Source organism: Pseudomonas sp. H1_D05 (assembly GCF_054682705.1).
Window position 1 is genome coordinate 3737080 of sequence record NZ_CP162825.1, and the last position, 14321, is coordinate 3751400.

Annotated in this window: 17 protein-coding genes; 14 read left to right on the forward strand and 3 right to left on the reverse strand. The window is 60.8% G+C overall.

Annotation, left to right across the window (positions count from 1 at the left end):
* The first annotated feature begins 16 nt into the window (after positions 1-16).
* From cobO to AB4O11_RS16960, 14 genes are all read left to right on the forward strand, one after another.
* On the forward strand, positions 17-628 hold the full coding sequence (gene cobO / locus AB4O11_RS16895) for a cob(I)yrinic acid a,c-diamide adenosyltransferase (RefSeq protein WP_003223053.1): 612 nt from the start codon (positions 17-19) through the stop codon (positions 626-628).
* On the forward strand, positions 625-2007 hold the full coding sequence (locus AB4O11_RS16900) for a cobyrinate a,c-diamide synthase (RefSeq protein ID WP_460127559.1): 1383 nt from the start codon (positions 625-627) through the stop codon (positions 2005-2007). The genes cobO and AB4O11_RS16900 overlap by 4 nt, the downstream gene beginning before the upstream one ends.
* Positions 2004-2654 carry a 5,6-dimethylbenzimidazole synthase gene (gene bluB, locus AB4O11_RS16905; RefSeq protein WP_460127561.1) on the forward strand — a complete coding sequence of 217 codons (651 nt, stop codon included), beginning with the start codon at positions 2004-2006 and terminating at the stop codon, positions 2652-2654. Before AB4O11_RS16900 ends, bluB begins: the two co-directional genes overlap by 4 nt.
* The gene (cbiB, locus tag AB4O11_RS16910) at positions 2651-3559 is read left to right on the forward strand and encodes an adenosylcobinamide-phosphate synthase CbiB (RefSeq protein WP_093440029.1); all 909 of its coding nucleotides are present in this window, start codon (positions 2651-2653) and stop codon (positions 3557-3559) included. The genes bluB and cbiB overlap by 4 nt, the downstream gene beginning before the upstream one ends.
* Positions 3552-4544 (forward strand): threonine-phosphate decarboxylase CobD, encoded by a 993-nt coding sequence (gene cobD / locus AB4O11_RS16915; RefSeq protein WP_194934467.1) that lies wholly within the window; start codon positions 3552-3554, stop codon positions 4542-4544. The genes cbiB and cobD overlap by 8 nt, the downstream gene beginning before the upstream one ends.
* Positions 4541-5992, forward strand: a complete 1452-nt coding sequence (locus AB4O11_RS16920) for a cobyric acid synthase (RefSeq protein ID WP_460127563.1) — start codon at positions 4541-4543, stop codon at positions 5990-5992. Before cobD ends, AB4O11_RS16920 begins: the two co-directional genes overlap by 4 nt.
* Positions 5993-6141: 149 nt before the next feature.
* Entirely contained in the window at positions 6142-6663 is a 522-nt protein-coding gene (cobU, locus tag AB4O11_RS16925; protein WP_460090222.1) for a bifunctional adenosylcobinamide kinase/adenosylcobinamide-phosphate guanylyltransferase, read from the forward strand.
* A complete protein-coding gene (gene cobT / locus AB4O11_RS16930; protein WP_460127566.1) occupies positions 6660-7715 on the forward strand; it encodes a nicotinate-nucleotide--dimethylbenzimidazole phosphoribosyltransferase in 1056 nt (351 codons plus the stop codon). Before cobU ends, cobT begins: the two co-directional genes overlap by 4 nt.
* Positions 7712-8287 carry an alpha-ribazole phosphatase family protein gene (gene cobC / locus AB4O11_RS16935; RefSeq protein WP_460090224.1) on the forward strand — a complete coding sequence of 192 codons (576 nt, stop codon included), beginning with the start codon at positions 7712-7714 and terminating at the stop codon, positions 8285-8287. Before cobT ends, cobC begins: the two co-directional genes overlap by 4 nt.
* 1 nt (position 8288) lies before the next feature.
* Complete coding sequence (locus tag AB4O11_RS16940) at positions 8289-9020, forward strand: adenosylcobinamide-GDP ribazoletransferase (protein WP_460127568.1); 732 nt, start codon at positions 8289-8291, stop codon at positions 9018-9020.
* A 175-nt stretch (positions 9021-9195) separates the two neighbouring features.
* Positions 9196-9600: a MarR family winged helix-turn-helix transcriptional regulator gene (locus AB4O11_RS16945; protein WP_007919794.1), complete on the forward strand. Its 405-nt coding sequence runs from the start codon at positions 9196-9198 to the stop codon at positions 9598-9600.
* A 53-nt stretch (positions 9601-9653) separates the two neighbouring features.
* Positions 9654-10862, forward strand: a complete 1209-nt coding sequence (locus AB4O11_RS16950) for an MFS transporter (RefSeq protein ID WP_093440060.1) — start codon at positions 9654-9656, stop codon at positions 10860-10862.
* The gene (locus AB4O11_RS16955; RefSeq protein WP_256573964.1) at positions 10859-10981 is read left to right on the forward strand and encodes a hypothetical protein; all 123 of its coding nucleotides are present in this window, start codon (positions 10859-10861) and stop codon (positions 10979-10981) included. Before AB4O11_RS16950 ends, AB4O11_RS16955 begins: the two co-directional genes overlap by 4 nt.
* A 55-nt stretch (positions 10982-11036) precedes the next feature.
* Positions 11037-11597, forward strand: coding sequence for a glutathione peroxidase (locus AB4O11_RS16960; protein ID WP_414926784.1), 561 nt, complete (start codon positions 11037-11039; stop codon positions 11595-11597).
* A gap of 132 nt (positions 11598-11729) precedes the next feature.
* On the opposite strand, the gene AB4O11_RS16965 is transcribed toward AB4O11_RS16960, so the two are convergent.
* From AB4O11_RS16965 to AB4O11_RS16975, 3 genes are all read right to left on the reverse strand, one after another.
* Positions 11730-13001: an OmpP1/FadL family transporter gene (locus AB4O11_RS16965; RefSeq protein ID WP_034156220.1), complete on the reverse strand. Its 1272-nt coding sequence runs from the start codon at positions 12999-13001 to the stop codon at positions 11730-11732.
* A 147-nt stretch (positions 13002-13148) separates the two neighbouring features.
* Positions 13149-13631, reverse strand: a complete 483-nt coding sequence (locus AB4O11_RS16970) for a hypothetical protein (protein ID WP_093440074.1) — start codon at positions 13629-13631, stop codon at positions 13149-13151.
* A 275-nt stretch (positions 13632-13906) separates the two neighbouring features.
* Positions 13907-14131: a hypothetical protein gene (locus AB4O11_RS16975; protein WP_003214941.1), complete on the reverse strand. Its 225-nt coding sequence runs from the start codon at positions 14129-14131 to the stop codon at positions 13907-13909.
* Between the last annotated feature and the right edge of the window lie 190 nt (positions 14132-14321).

Genomic DNA, 14321 nt, shown 5'->3' on the forward strand with positions numbered 1-14321 from the left:
AACGGAGAGCTCCCCCATGACTGATTCCCCCGAGCGCGACGAACGCCATCTGGCGCGTATGCAGCGCAAAAAAGCCGTGATCGACGAACGCATCGCCAACTCGCCTGACGAGTGTGGCCTGGTGCTGGTGCTGACCGGCAACGGCAAAGGCAAAAGCAGCTCGGCGTTCGGCATGCTCGCCCGTGCCATGGGCCACGGCATGCAGTGCGGCGTGGTGCAGTTCATCAAGGGCCGTAACAGCACCGGTGAGGAGTTGTTCTTCCGACGCTTCCCCGAGCAAGTGCGCTTCCACGTGATGGGCGAAGGTTTCACTTGGGAAACCCAGGATCGTCAGCGTGACATCGCCGCCGCCGAAGCCGCGTGGGCGGTCTCCCGCGAATTGCTGCGTGATCCGTCGATCGGTCTGGTGGTGCTCGACGAATTGAACATCGCCCTCAAGCACGGCTACCTCGATCTCGATCAGGTGCTCAGCGATCTGCAGGCGCGTCCGCCGATGCAGCATGTGATCGTCACCGGTCGCGCGGCCAAGCCGGAAATGATTGAGATGGGCGACACGGTCACCGAAATGGGCATGCTCAAACATGCCTTCCAGGCCGGCATCAAAGCGCAGAAAGGCGTCGAACTTTGAATCAACCACGTCACTGCCCGGCGGTACTCATCGCCGCGCCGGCCTCCGGTCAGGGCAAGACCACCGTCACCGCCGCGCTCGCCCGTTTGCATCGCAATCAGGGGCGCAAGGTGCGCGTGTTCAAATGCGGGCCGGACTTTCTCGATCCGATGATTCTCGAGCGCGCCAGCGGTGCGCCGGTGTATCAACTGGACATGTGGATGGTCGGCGAGCAGGAAAGTCGTCGTCTGTTGTGGGAAGCCGCCGCCGAGGCGGATCTGATTCTGATTGAAGGCGTGATGGGCCTGTTCGACGGCACGCCGTCCAGCGCCGATCTGGCGCGGCACTTCGGCGTGCCGGTGCTCGGGGTGATTGATGGGACGGCGATGGCGCAGACCTTTGGTGCGCTGGCGCTCGGCTTGGCCAAGTATCAGCCAGATCTGCCGTTTGCCGGTGTGTTGGCCAACCGCGTTGGCACCTTGCGCCATGCGCAATTGCTCGAAGGCAGCCTCACCGAAGGTCTGCGCTGGTACGGCGCGTTGTCCCGAGAAACTGGCATCGAATTGCCGAGCCGCCATCTCGGTCTGGTCCAGGCCAGTGAATTGAATGACCTCGATGTGCGTCTCGACGCCGCCGCCGATGCATTGGCCAGCAGTTGTGAGGTAGCGCTGCCACCGGCGGTGGAGTTTGCCGCACCGGACGTGATCGCTGTCGAGCCGTTGCTGAAGAATATGCGAATTGCCGTCGCCCGTGATGAAGCGTTTGCTTTCACCTACGGCGCGAGTCTCGATCTGTTGCGGGCGATGGGCGCCGAGTTGAGTTTCTTCTCGCCGATCCGCGACTCGCAATTGCCTGAAGCGGACAGCCTGTATTTGCCCGGTGGGTATCCGGAACTGCACCACGTTGCGTTGTCGCAGAACACCGCGATGTGTGAGGCGATTCGCGCGCATCACGCGGCGGGTAAGCCGTTGCTCGCCGAGTGTGGTGGGATGCTGTACCTGCTCGATTCGTTGACTGACGTTGAAGGCACCCGCGCTGAATTGGTCGGGCTGCTTAAGGGCGATGCGGTGATGCAGAAGCGTCTGGCGGCGTTGGCGTTGCAAGCGGTGGATCTGCCGGAAGGTTCGTTGCGCGGGCACACATATCATCATTCGTTGACGACTACCGAACTGGCGCCGATTGCGCGGGGTTTGAGCCCGAATGGTGGGCGTGGCGCCGAGGCGGTTTATCGGGAAGGGCGGATGACGGCGTCTTATGTGCACTTCTATTTCCCGTCGAATCCGAGTGCGATTGCCGCATTGTTTGCACCAGACCGTGAGGCCGCTCCCACAGTTGAAACGGTGGTGACTGAAGCAATGCAATCCCCTGTGGGAGCGAGCTTGCTCGCGAAGAGGCCATGACCGACAACACATTCTCCGAAGCCGAGCGCCAATCGGTTTACCGTGTCATTGCCGAACGCCGCGACATGCGCCACTTCACCGGCGGCAGCGTCGAACCGGAGCTGTTGCGCCGACTACTGGAAGCCGCCCACCAGGCCCCAAGCGTCGGCCTGATGCAGCCCTGGCGTTTCATCCGCATCAGCGACCGCAGCCTGCGCGGGCAGATCCAGAATCTGGTGGAAGAAGAACGCATCCGCACAGCCGAAGCCCTCGGCGAGCGCAGTGACGAGTTCATGAAGCTCAAGGTCGAAGGCATCAATGATTGCGCCGAAGTGCTGGTCGCCGCGTTGATGGATAATCGCGAAAAGCACATTTTCGGTCGCCGTACATTGCCGGAAATGGACATGGCCTCGCTGTCCTGCGCGATCCAGAATCTGTGGCTGGCCTCGCGCGCCGAAGGCCTGGGCATGGGCTGGGTCTCGCTGTTCGAGCCGCAAGCGTTGGCGGATCTGCTGAAGCTGCCCGAGGGTGCCAAGCCACTGGCGGTTTTATGCCTGGGGCCGGTCAAGGAATTCTATCCGGCGCCGATGCTGGTACTCGAAGGGTGGGCGCAGGCGCGGCCGCTCAATGAGTTGCTGTACGAAAATTATTGGGGAGTGAGTCAATGAGTGTGGCGTTGTTGAGTGTCGCCGCAGTGGCGCTGGATGCGCTGTTGGGTGAACCGAAACGCTGGCATCCGCTGGTGGCGTTCGGCAATTTCGCCGGGCGCATCGAGCAACGCTTCAACGCTGGTGGCCGGGGTTGGCGCAGCCATGGGGTCACTGCGTGGGTGATCGCGGTGCTGCCGCTGACCTTGCTCGCCACGGCGTTTTCCTGGGCGCCATACGTGGGCTGGGTCGTCGAGATTCTCGCGCTGTATTGCGCCCTCGGCATGCGCAGCCTCGGTGAACATGTCGCGCCGGTCGCCGCCGCGTTGCGCGCGGATGATCTGGACGAGGCGCGCAAGCGTGTCGGCTATCTGGTCAGCCGCCAGACCGATGAACTCGACAGCACCGCCGTCGCCCGCGCCGCCACCGAGTCGGTGCTGGAAAACGGCAGCGATGCGGTGTTTGCCGCGCTGTTCTGGTTTGTCGTGGCGGGTGCGCCGGGCGTGGTCCTCTATCGCTTGAGCAACACGCTCGATGCGATGTGGGGCTATCGCAACGAACGCTTTGAGCGTTTCGGTTGGGCAGCGGCAAAAATCGACGACGTGTTGAACTACATTCCTGCGCGTCTGGTGGCATTAACCTACGCGCTGCTGGGTAAAACCCGACTCGCGCTGAAGTGCTGGCGCGCGCAGGCGCCGAAGTGGGACAGCCCCAACGCTGGCCCGGTAATGGCTGCCGGGGCCGGTGCCTTGGGCGTGGAGCTGGGCGGCCCGGCGATCTATCACGGCGAACTTCACGACCGTCCGCAACTCGGCGAAGGCGCTCCAGCGGATGCCGATTCCATCGACCGTGGCTGGCAATTGGTCCAGCGCGGGGTATGGTTATGGCTGCTGATTCTCTGCGTGGGAGCTGAATTCTATGCTTGAGCACGGTGGCCGGCTGCGCAAGGCTGCACACGATTACGGCATTGCCGAGGCGGACTGGCTCGACCTGTCCAGCGGCCTCGCGCCTTGGCCATTTCCGATCCCGGAAATCCCGCTGCGCGCCTGGGCGCGCTTGCCGGAAACCGATGACGGTCTGGAGCAAGCCGCGTGCGATTACTACGGTGCCGCGCAAGTGCTGCCGGTGGCCGGTTCGCAGATGGCCATCCAGTTGCTGCCGCGTTTGCGCCGGGCCGGCAAGGTCGGCGTGTTGTCGCCGTGTTATGCCGAACACGCCGAAGCGTGGCGGCGCAGTGGTTACATCGTGCGCGAAGTGCTGGAGCAGGAAGTCGAATTCTTTCTCGACAGCCTCGACGTGCTGGTGGTGGTCAACCCTAACAATCCGACCGGCTTGAGCCTGACCCCGGCACGATTGCTCGACTGGCACGCGCGGCTCGCCCGGCGCGGTGGCTGGCTGGTGGTCGATGAAGCCTTCATGGACAACACGCCGCAGTTGAGCCTGGCCCCGCATGCCCATCAAGTCGGGCTGATTGTGTTGCGCTCGTTCGGCAAGTTTTTCGGTCTGGCCGGGGTGCGTCTGGGCTTTGTCCTGGCCGAACGCAAGTTGCTCAAACTGCTCGCCGAACAGGTCGGGCCTTGGGCCGTGAGCGGGCCAACCCGAGTGCTTGGCCAGGCGTGCCTGCAAGACACCGAAGGTCACACCCGCCAACGCATTCGCAGCGATGAGGCCAGCGAACGATTGGCAACGCTGCTTGAGCGCTACGGCTTCAAGCCCCAGGGCGGTTGCGCGCTGTTCCAGTGGCTGATCACCGAGCATGCCGAAACGCTGCACGCATTCATGGCCCGTCGCGGCATCCTCCTGCGCATTTTCACCCACAACAGCAGTCTGCGTTTTGGTCTGCCCGCCGATGCGACTGAAGAGACTCGCCTCGAACAGGCTTTGATAGCCTTCACCAAGGACCACCCATGACCACCCTGATGGTGCAAGGCACCACTTCCGACGCCGGCAAAAGCACACTGGTGACGGCGTTGTGCCGCTGGGCAACTCGTCAGGGCGTGGCGGTCGTACCGTTCAAGCCGCAGAACATGGCGCTCAACAGTGCCGTGACCGCTGATGGCGGTGAGATTGGCCGCGCGCAAGCGGTGCAGGCGCAAGCCGCTCATCTCGAACCGCACACCGACATGAACCCGGTGCTGCTCAAGCCGAACAGCGACACTGGCGCGCAAGTGATCATCCATGGTCGTGCCGTCACCACGATGAACGCGGTTGCCTACCACGACTACAAAGCCATCGCGATGCAAGCCGTGCTGGCCTCGCATGAACGACTCAGTGCCGCGTATCCGCTGGTGATGGTCGAAGGCGCGGGCTCACCGGCCGAGATCAATCTGCGTGCTGGTGATATCGCCAACATGGGTTTTGCCGAAGCGGTGGATTGCCCGGTGTTGCTGATTGCCGACATCAATCGCGGCGGGGTTTTTGCTCATCTGGTTGGCACCCTCGAACTGCTGTCGCCGAGCGAACAGGCACGGGTCAAAGGTTTCATCATCAACCGTTTTCGCGGCGACATCGCCTTGCTGCAACCGGGCCTTGACTGGCTGGAACAGCGCACCGGCAAACCGGTGGTCGGCGTGTTGCCCTACGTGATGGATCTGCATCTGGAGGCCGAGGACGGCATCGATCAGCGCCAGACCGACAAGGCCGAACAAGTGCTGAAAGTGGTGGTGCCGGTGCTGCCGCGCATCAGCAATCACACTGACTTCGATCCGTTGCGCTTGCATCCGCAGGTTGATCTGCAATTCGTCGGCCCGGGGCAGGCGATCCCTGCTGCCGATCTGATCATCCTGCCGGGCTCGAAAAGCGTGCGCAGCGATCTGGCCTATTTGCGTGCCAATGGCTGGGATACCGCGATCAATCGGCATCTGCGTTACGGCGGCAAAGTGCTGGGGATTTGCGGTGGTCTGCAGATGCTCGGTGAGCAGGTGCATGATCCGCTCGGCCTCGAAGGTGCGCCGGGTACGAGTGCCGGTTTGGGTTTGCTGGCGTTCGACACCACGCTTGAAGCCGAGAAGCAGTTGCGCAATGTGCGTGGGCGGCTGGCGCTGGAAAATGCCGAAGTCAGTGGCTATGAAATTCATGCGGGCGTGACCACGGGAGCGGCGCTGGAGAACGCAGCGGTGCATCTTGAAGACGGCCGTTGCGACGGTGCGCAGAGCGCTGACGGGCAGGTGTTTGGCACGTATCTACATGGCTTGTTTGAATCGCCGACGGCGAGTGCAGCGTTGCTGCGCTGGGCCGGGTTGAGCGATGTGCAGCAGGTGGATTATCACGGCTTGCGCGAGCGTGATATCGAGCGCTTGGCGGATCTGGTGGAGAAGCATCTGGATACCGGCTTGTTGCGTCAGCTCTGTGGGATTTAAGGTGCTTGTGCTGGCCTCTTCGCGAGCAAACTCGCTCCCACAGTGAATGCGGTTAACCATACATTTTGAGTACAACTCATAACCCTTTGGGAGCGAGCTTGCTCGCGAAGGGGCCAGTTGCCTCAACCCATAATTCTGTGGATAAAACCATGCTCCAACTGATCCTCGGCGGCGCCCGCTCCGGCAAAAGTCGTCTGGCCGAAAAACTCGCCAGCGATAGCGGCCTGGCGGTGACCTATATCGCCACCAGCCAGCCCCTCGATGGCGAGATGAGCGACCGCGTCGCCCACCACCGCGCGCGCCGTCCCATCGAATGGGCGCTGATCGAAGAGCCGCTCGAATTGGCCCGCGTCCTGCGCGAATCCGCCAGTGCCGAGCATTGCCTGTTGGTCGATTGCCTGACCCTGTGGCTGACCAATCTGCTGATGCTCGATGACGCCGAACGTCTCGCCGCTGAGCGCGAAGCCCTGCTCGACTGCCTGGCCTTGCTGCCGGGGGAAATCATTTTTGTCAGCAACGAGACCGGAATGGGTGTCGTGCCGCTGGGCGAATTGACTCGCCGCTACGTCGATGAAGCCGGTTGGCTGCATCAAGCTCTGGCTGAGCGCTGTCAGCGTGTTGTCCTGACCGTCGCCGGCCTGCCCCTGACTCTGAAAGGACCTGCGTTATGACTCAAACCTGGTGGCTGAACCCGTGCAAACCGGTCGATCTGAACGTCGTTGAACAAGCGACGGCGCGGCAACAGCAATTGACCAAACCGGCAGGTTCGCTGGGGCGTCTGGAATCGGTCGCGGTGCAACTGGCCGGTCTGCAAGGCCAGGTCAAACCGACGCTCTCGCAAGTGTGGATCGCGATTTTTGCCGGTGATCACGGCGTAGTCGCTGAAGGTGTTTCGGCGTTCCCTCAGGAAGTCACCGGGCAGATGCTGCTCAACTTTGTCAGCGGCGGTGCGGCGATCAGTGTGTTGGCGCGGCAGCTCGGTGCGCAGCTGGAAGTGGTTGATCTGGGCACGGTGAATCCAGCGCTGAACCTGGCGGGTGTGCGCCACTTGAATATCGGCCCGGGCACGGCCAACTTCGTGCGGGGCGCGGCGATGACTCAGGCTCAAGGCGAGCTGGCGTTGCAGGCCGGTCGCGACAGTCTGATGCGGGCGAAAGCCGCAGGCGCACAGTTGTTCATCGGTGGCGAAATGGGCATCGGCAACACCACCGCCGCCAGCGCCTTGGCCTGTGCCTTGCTCGATTGCCCGGTGGCACATCTGACCGGTCCCGGCACCGGGCTGAATGCCGAAGGTGTCAGCCATAAAGCGCAAGTGATCGAGCGCGCATTGGCGTTGCACGTCGCGCAACCTGGCGATGCCTTGCAGACCCTGTTCAATCTTGGTGGTTTTGAAATTGCGGCGCTGGTCGGCGCGTATCTGGCGGCGGCTCAAGAAGGCGTTGCAGTATTGGTCGACGGCTTTATCTGCACGGTCGCTGCGCTGGTTGCGGTGCGCTTGAATCCGGACTGCCGCGAGTGGTTGTTGTTCGGTCACCGGGGCGCCGAGCCGGGCCATCGCCATGTGCTGGAAACGCTGAAAGCTGAGCCGTTGCTGGAACTCGGTTTGCGTCTGGGTGAGGGCAGTGGCGCCGCGTTGGCGGTGCCGCTGTTGCGTCTTGCCTGCGATCTGCACGGGCAGATGGCGACGTTCGCCGAAGCGGCGGTGGCGGATCGTCCGGCATGACGCTGCAACTGGATCTGTTGCGTCATGGTGAAACTGAACTCGGCGGTGGTTTGCGCGGCAGCCTCGACGATGCGCTGACCGAACAGGGTTGGGCGCAGATGCGTGCGGCGGTAGTCGAAGGCGGGCCGTGGCAGCGGATTGTCAGTTCGCCGTTGCAGCGTTGTGCGCGCTTCGCCGCCGAACTGGGCGAACAGCTGAGTCTTCCGGTGCAGCTGGACAAGAATCTGCAGGAGCTGCATTTCGGCGCATGGGAAGGGCAGAGCGCAGCGGCGTTGATGGAAACGGACGCCGAGGCCTTGGGGCTGTTCTGGGCTGATCCGTATTCCTTTACGCCACCGCAAGGTGAGCCGGTCAGCGCGTTTGCGGCTCGGGTGTTGGCAGCGGTTGCGCGCCTGCACACTGCGTACGCCGGTGAGCGGATTTTGCTGATCAGTCATGGCGGCGTGATGCGTCTGCTGTTGGCGCAAGCGCGAGGGTTGCCACGCGAACAACTGCTCAATGTCGAGGTCGGGCATGGCGCAATGTTTGCGCTGACGGTCGAGGTTGACGGTTCACTCAAGGAAGGTCACTGACATGTTGCCGCTGTGGATCGCCCTGCAATTTCTCAGCAGCCTGCCGATTCGCCTGTCGGGGATGCCCGAGCCGGAACAGCTTGGGCGATCGTTGCTGTTTTATCCGCTGGTGGGGCTGTTGTTCGGGCTGATCCTGTGGGTGCTGAATCTTGCCTTGAGCGGCGCGCCGTTGCTGCTGCATGCGGCGTTGCTGCTGACGGTTTGGGTGGTGCTCAGCGGCGCACTTCACCTGGATGGTCTGGCCGACAGCGCTGATGCCTGGCTCGGTGGTTTTGGTGATCGCGAGCGTACGTTGACGATCATGAAAGACCCGCGCAGCGGGCCGATTGCGGTAGTGACGCTGGTGCTGGTGTTGCTGCTCAAGTTTGCTGCACTGCTGGCGCTGATCGAGCAAGGGCATGGGCTGATGTTGATCATTGTGCCGCTGCTCGGGCGGGCGGCGCTGTTGGGGTTGTTTCTGACGACGCCGTATGTGCGTGCGGGCGGGTTGGGGCAGGCGTTGGCGGATCATCTGCCGCGCAAGGCAGGATGGTGGGTGCTGGGTTTCAGCGCATTAGTCTGCGTGCTGATTGCCGGATTCAGTGCCGTCGTTGCGCTGATGATCGCTGTCGGTGTGTTTGTCTGGTTGCGGCAGGTGATGATGCGGCGGTTGGGCGGGACGACGGGCGATACGGCGGGGGCGTTGCTGGAATTGCTGGAGATGGTGGTGTTGGTTGGATTGGTTTTGATCTGACAGTTTTGGATTGTCTGTGCTGGCCTCTTCGCGAGCAGGCTCGCTCCCACAGGGGATCGCATTGCAAATGTAGGAGTGAGCCTGCTCGCGAAGGCGGTTTGTCAGGCAGCACAAATGTTATGGGTAAACTCATCTGTAACTTGATTTAACATAGTCGCGGGTATATACACGCATCATGCTTCCTTCTCAGTGTTTGTGCACCAACCTGCGTCGCGCCGCTCGTGGCGTCAGCAGGCATTACGACGGCGCTCTCGACGGCTTCGGGATCAACGTTGCCCAGTATTCTTTGCTGTGCAATCTGCAGCGTCTGGATCAACCGAGCATTTCCGAACTCGCCGAGGCGATGGGCCTGGATCGCAGCACCCTCGGGCGCAATCTGCGGGTATTGGAAGGCGAGGGGCTGGTGGCGCTGGCCGAAGGCGAGGACATGCGCAACCGTATCGTCAAACTCACCGAGACCGGCGTGCAACGCCTGGCAGCGGCACTGCCGGCCTGGGAAGCAGCGCAGCAGCGGTTGATTGACCGACTGGGCGCCGAGAAGCGTGAAACCTTGCTCAGATTGCTGGATGAACTGGCCTGAGGCCGGTTTTTTCCAAACTCAAGCGGGTATATACCCGCAAGCGGAGAATAACAATGACATCGATGTGGCGTACGTGCGGTTGGGTGTTGCTGGGGAGTGCGCTGATCCTGGCGCTGTCATTGGGCGTGCGGCACGGCTTCGGGTTGTTCCTGTCACCGATGAGTGCGCAATTCGGCTGGGGACGTGAGGTGTTTGCTTTCGCGATCGCCCTGCAGAACCTGATCTGGGGTCTGGCGCAACCGTTTACCGGTGCATTGGCTGACCGCTTCGGCGCGGCAAAAGTGGTGCTCGTCGGTGGGGTGCTCTACGCGGTGGGTCTGGTGTGCATGGGCCTGTCTGATTCGGCGGTAACGCTATCACTGAGCGCCGGCCTGCTGATCGGCATTGGTCTGTCCGGCACCTCGTTCTCGGTGATCCTCGGCGTCGTCGGCCGCGCGGTGCCGCCGGAAAAACGCAGCATGGGCATGGGTATCGCCAGCGCCGCCGGTTCTTTCGGCCAGTTCGCCATGTTGCCGGGTACCCTCGGCTTGATTGGCTGGCTCGGCTGGTCGGCGGCGTTGTTGGTATTGGGCTTGCTGGTGGCGCTGATCGTGCCGCTGGTGAGCATGCTCAAGGACAAGCCGTTGCCGGTGCTCGGCCATGAACAAACCTTGTCTGAGGCCCTGCGCGAAGCCTGTTCGCATTCGGGTTTCTGGTTGTTGGCGTTCGGCTTTTTTGTCTGCGGTTTTCAGGTCGTGTTCATTGGTGTGCACTTGCCGGCCTATCTGGTCGATCAGCATCTGCCGGCCAGTGTTGGCACCACCGTGCTGGCGTTAATCGGGCTGTTCAATATCTTCGGCACCTACACCGCCGGCTGGCTTGGCGGACGCATGTCCAAGCCGCGCTTGCTCACCGCGTTGTATCTGCTGCGCGCAGTGGTGATCGTGTTGTTCCTGTGGCTGCCGGTGACGACCACGTCGGCGTACCTGTTTGGCATGGCCATGGGTTTCCTGTGGCTGTCGACGGTGCCGTTGACCAACGGTACGGTGGCGACTTTGTTCGGGGTGCGAAACCTGTCCATGCTCGGTGGCATCGTGTTCCTCTTCCATCAGTTGGGATCGTTTCTTGGCGGCTGGCTGGGCGGGGTGGTGTATGACCGAACCGGGAGTTATGACTTGATCTGGCAAGTGGCGGTTCTGCTGAGCCTGCTGGCAGCCGCGCTGAACTGGCCGGTGCGTGAGCGTCCGGTCGCACGCCTGCAAGCCGCAGCGAGCGCCGCATGAGCCGATTCTGGCGACGATTGGCCATCACGGCACTCGGCGCCGCTGTGCTGGCGCTGGTGTGGTGGGGCTGGCAGCAGGGCGGTCTGGCCTTGATGCAGTTGGGCATGAGCATTTGCTAGAAGCGGGCATGACGAGTAACGTCGAATCCTGAACGACTGCTCAAGGATGCTCGACATGCTGATGCGCTGGTGTGCTGTTCCCGCGTTGCTGATGGCGTTGACTGGTCTGGCCCAGGCTGCCGACTGTCCCGAATTGCTGCAAGGCTCGCTACCCAAGTTGCGAGCCAAGGAATCCATTGATCTGTGCCAGCAATACGCCGACAAGCCGCTGGTGGTGGTCAACACTGCCAGTTTCTGCGGTTTTGCGCCGCAGTTCGAAGGTCTTGAGGCGCTGCATAAGCGCTACGAAGGGCAAGGTTTGCAAATGCTCGGGGTGCCTTCCAACGACTTCAAACAGGAGTCCAAGGACAGCGCCGAGACTGCCAAGGTCTGCTACGCCAACTATGGCGTGACGTTCAATATGACCGAGCCACAAAAGGTTCGTGGTGATGACGCTACGCATCTGTTCCAAGTGCTGGCAGCACAGAGCAGTGCGCCGAAATGGAATTTCTATAAATATGTGGTTGATCGCCAAGGCAAGGTGATCGCCAATTTTTCCAGTCTGACCAAGCCGGATGATCCGGAGTTTATCGCCGCGATCGAGAAGGCTATCGCCTCGAAACCGCTGAAACCTTAGCGCTGTTTTTTGTGGGAGCGAGCCTGGGAAGTGTGTTGTGGTGGTGAGTAAACTCAAGGCAATAAAAAGCCCCGCTTTCTGCAAAGAGAGCGGGGCTTTTTTGTCGGCGAGGGTTAGCCTCGCCGTGCAGCATCAGAAGCGGTAGGTCGCGCCGACACCGAAACCGTTTGCCGAGTTTTCATACTTGGCGTCGTAGGTCTGACCACGATCGTTTTCGTTGCGGATCTTCACCGACTCTTCCTTCAGGTACGAGTAGGCAACGTCGATGGTCAGGTCTTCAGTCGGGCTCCAGCCGGCACCGATGCTGAAGATGGTCCGGTCGCCGGTCGGGATGCGTGGCGAACGGTCGACGTTGTTGGTCGGCGACTGGTCGAAGGTCAGACCGGTACGCAGTACCCATTCCTTGTTCAACTGATACGAAGTACCCACGGCGTACGCCCAGGAGTCGTGCCAGTTCTGGTCTTCGGTGATCTCACCGAACTGACCGGCGAGCAAAGGCTGCACACCAGAGTTCTTGACGGTGATTTTTTCCAGCTGGCTCCAGCGGGTCCAGGTCGAACCGGCATACACGTTCCAGCGATCGTTGATCGCCTGGGTGACCGAGAAGTCGATGGATTCAGGCGTGGTGATCTTCAGCGAAGCATCGTACTTCTGGTTGGCGCCCAGACCGATCGCACCGAGCACACCGTAGTTGACCTTGGTGTTGCCTTCGAGCTTGTAGTCGACTTTCGAGTGGTAAGTCAGACCCAGACGCGTGGTGTCAGTGGCTTGTACCAGCACACCGATGTTGTAGCCCAGCGCGGTGTCGTCACCCTTGATCTTGACCTTGCCATCCGGCGCGGCCTGAGTGATCGACAGGTTGGATTCCAGCGTACCGTCGATGCGGTTGATGGTTGGACCAAAACCGATCGACACCTTGTCGTTGAAGGCGTAACTGACGGTTGGCTGGAAGGTGATCACTTGTACTTCGGACTTGCTACCGAAGTAACGGCCGGCAAAGCCTTTTTCATAGTCGGTAATCAGGCCAAACGGCACGTAGACGCCGAGGCCGAATGCCCAATGATCATCGATCGGTTTGACGTAGAAGCCCATAGGTACGGAGGTGAAGGGCACCATGTCGCCTTTGTTGCTGCCGCCGTTAGGGCTGGAGCTGGCATCGCTGATATCGGTTTTTGCATCAAGGAATGCAACACCGCCAGTGACTTGTTCGCGCTTGAGGCGCGACATGCCGGCAGGGTTGCCATAAACAGTGCTTGCGTCGTCGGCAGAAGAAGATCGTCCAGCGTAACCGGTGCCCATCCCGCTGATACTGTGTTCGTTGATGGCAAAGCCAGCTGCGAAGATCTGTGTGGATGCCATGGTAACGGCGAGGCTAAGGGTGGTTTTGAGCATGACTTTTTTCATTATTAGAACTCCTGATGATCACCGGGGCGAAAATTACCAACATTTTCGTCCCAGCGCTATAGTCCGTATGCCTTGAGTTAGAGCGGTTTTGTAGGACAATCCGACCAGATTCGCGACCTGTTGGCCGATCTTCTGAAACCGGACGGATCAGCAAGCGATCTGATTCACCGTTGAAACACAGGTGTGCCAGGCGTAAGTGAAGTCACGCAGACGACCTTGGGGTTGAAAGGTCTGACGCCAGATACGCGCCATTCCCAGCAAATCGTTGGAGTCGGGGAGGGTGGGGTTTTGTTCTTCTACCAGCAACCAGGCAATGGCCGTGGCGTAGCGCAGATTGACCGTCAGTTCCAGGTGCGGGCCGGTCAGAAAAGCATGCTGACTGGCGAGGCCGCGAACCAGGCTGGCACGTTCCGGATCGAGCGCCAGATAGTCATCCCAAAGGGCCTGATGGCGATGCTCGGCGATACGGTAGAGGCCGTGGCCACGGCGGTCATGGAGGGCGGAACCCAGGGCAGACTGGCTGGCGGCGATGCCCAGCAGGAGAGATTCGGCAGTTGCGCTGTGGCGTCCCAGATAAATCAGCGTAGGACGGATCACGTAGCGGCACAGTTCGCTGGCAGCGATACCCATAAAACCCTCGGTTCTTGTTATTAATGGCGAGTCCTGAAGGGGGGCTTGGCAGCTATGGATCGGTTCAGGCTCGCCGCAAGCGGCTCATGCCGCTTGAGTTGAAGTGTAGTGTCATATTCACGACGTAAAGGACTGTTTTTAAAATATTTCCCGCTGCGGGGAATATCCGTTATATCCGATAGTGCTTAGCCGCTGAGGGGTAAAAGCGAAACATCAGGCAATAAAAAGCCCCGCATTGTGTGCGGGGCTTTTGCTTTTGCAGCCTTTTTCGGCTCTCAGGCAACCAGTGCCTGACGGGTACGATCGATCACGGCCTGCAGCGGTTCAGCGCTGGAGTACTGATCGGGGTACAGACGCTCGCTGTGGCGGGCGATACCGTGTTCGTTGACCAGTGTGAAGCTGAAGCAGCCTTTGCGAGCGGCCATGATCAGGCAGTTCATTGGTGCAAAAGCGTTGGTTAGGGTGCGAATGGCATCCTGAGTATGGATTTGAGTAGACATAGTTATTAGGTGTTCCTACAAATGACACGGATAAGAACCGTGCAACGTTAAAACGTTCCAGTAACGTCGACCACCATTGGTCGAACGAAGAACCCGACTGGAACAAAGCAGCCAGTTTGAAGCGCTATTAAGTTGGCGCGCTTGGGCTGGCAGGTAGGTACTTAGGAGGGCAGGCATCACAACGAGGGCA

Coding starts and splice junctions, on each gene's coding strand:
- cobO (WP_003223053.1), top strand. CDS start 17: ATGACTGATTCCCCCGAGCGCGACGAACGCCATCTGGCGCGTATGCAG.
- bluB (WP_460127561.1), top strand. CDS start 2,004: ATGACCGACAACACATTCTCCGAAGCCGAGCGCCAATCGGTTTACCGT.
- cbiB (WP_093440029.1), top strand. CDS start 2,651: ATGAGTGTGGCGTTGTTGAGTGTCGCCGCAGTGGCGCTGGATGCGCTG.
- cobD (WP_194934467.1), top strand. CDS start 3,552: ATGCTTGAGCACGGTGGCCGGCTGCGCAAGGCTGCACACGATTACGGC.
- AB4O11_RS16920 (WP_460127563.1), top strand. CDS start 4,541: ATGACCACCCTGATGGTGCAAGGCACCACTTCCGACGCCGGCAAAAGC.
- cobU (WP_460090222.1), top strand. CDS start 6,142: ATGCTCCAACTGATCCTCGGCGGCGCCCGCTCCGGCAAAAGTCGTCTG.
- cobT (WP_460127566.1), top strand. CDS start 6,660: ATGACTCAAACCTGGTGGCTGAACCCGTGCAAACCGGTCGATCTGAAC.
- cobC (WP_460090224.1), top strand. CDS start 7,712: ATGACGCTGCAACTGGATCTGTTGCGTCATGGTGAAACTGAACTCGGC.
- AB4O11_RS16940 (WP_460127568.1), top strand. CDS start 8,289: ATGTTGCCGCTGTGGATCGCCCTGCAATTTCTCAGCAGCCTGCCGATT.
- AB4O11_RS16945 (WP_007919794.1), top strand. CDS start 9,196: ATGCTTCCTTCTCAGTGTTTGTGCACCAACCTGCGTCGCGCCGCTCGT.
- AB4O11_RS16950 (WP_093440060.1), top strand. CDS start 9,654: ATGACATCGATGTGGCGTACGTGCGGTTGGGTGTTGCTGGGGAGTGCG.
- AB4O11_RS16955 (WP_256573964.1), top strand. CDS start 10,859: ATGAGCCGATTCTGGCGACGATTGGCCATCACGGCACTCGGCGCCGCT.
- AB4O11_RS16960 (WP_414926784.1), top strand. CDS start 11,037: ATGCTGATGCGCTGGTGTGCTGTTCCCGCGTTGCTGATGGCGTTGACT.
- AB4O11_RS16965 (WP_034156220.1), bottom strand. CDS start 13,001: ATGAAAAAAGTCATGCTCAAAACCACCCTTAGCCTCGCCGTTACCATG.
- AB4O11_RS16970 (WP_093440074.1), bottom strand. CDS start 13,631: ATGGGTATCGCTGCCAGCGAACTGTGCCGCTACGTGATCCGTCCTACG.
- AB4O11_RS16975 (WP_003214941.1), bottom strand. CDS start 14,131: ATGTCTACTCAAATCCATACTCAGGATGCCATTCGCACCCTAACCAAC.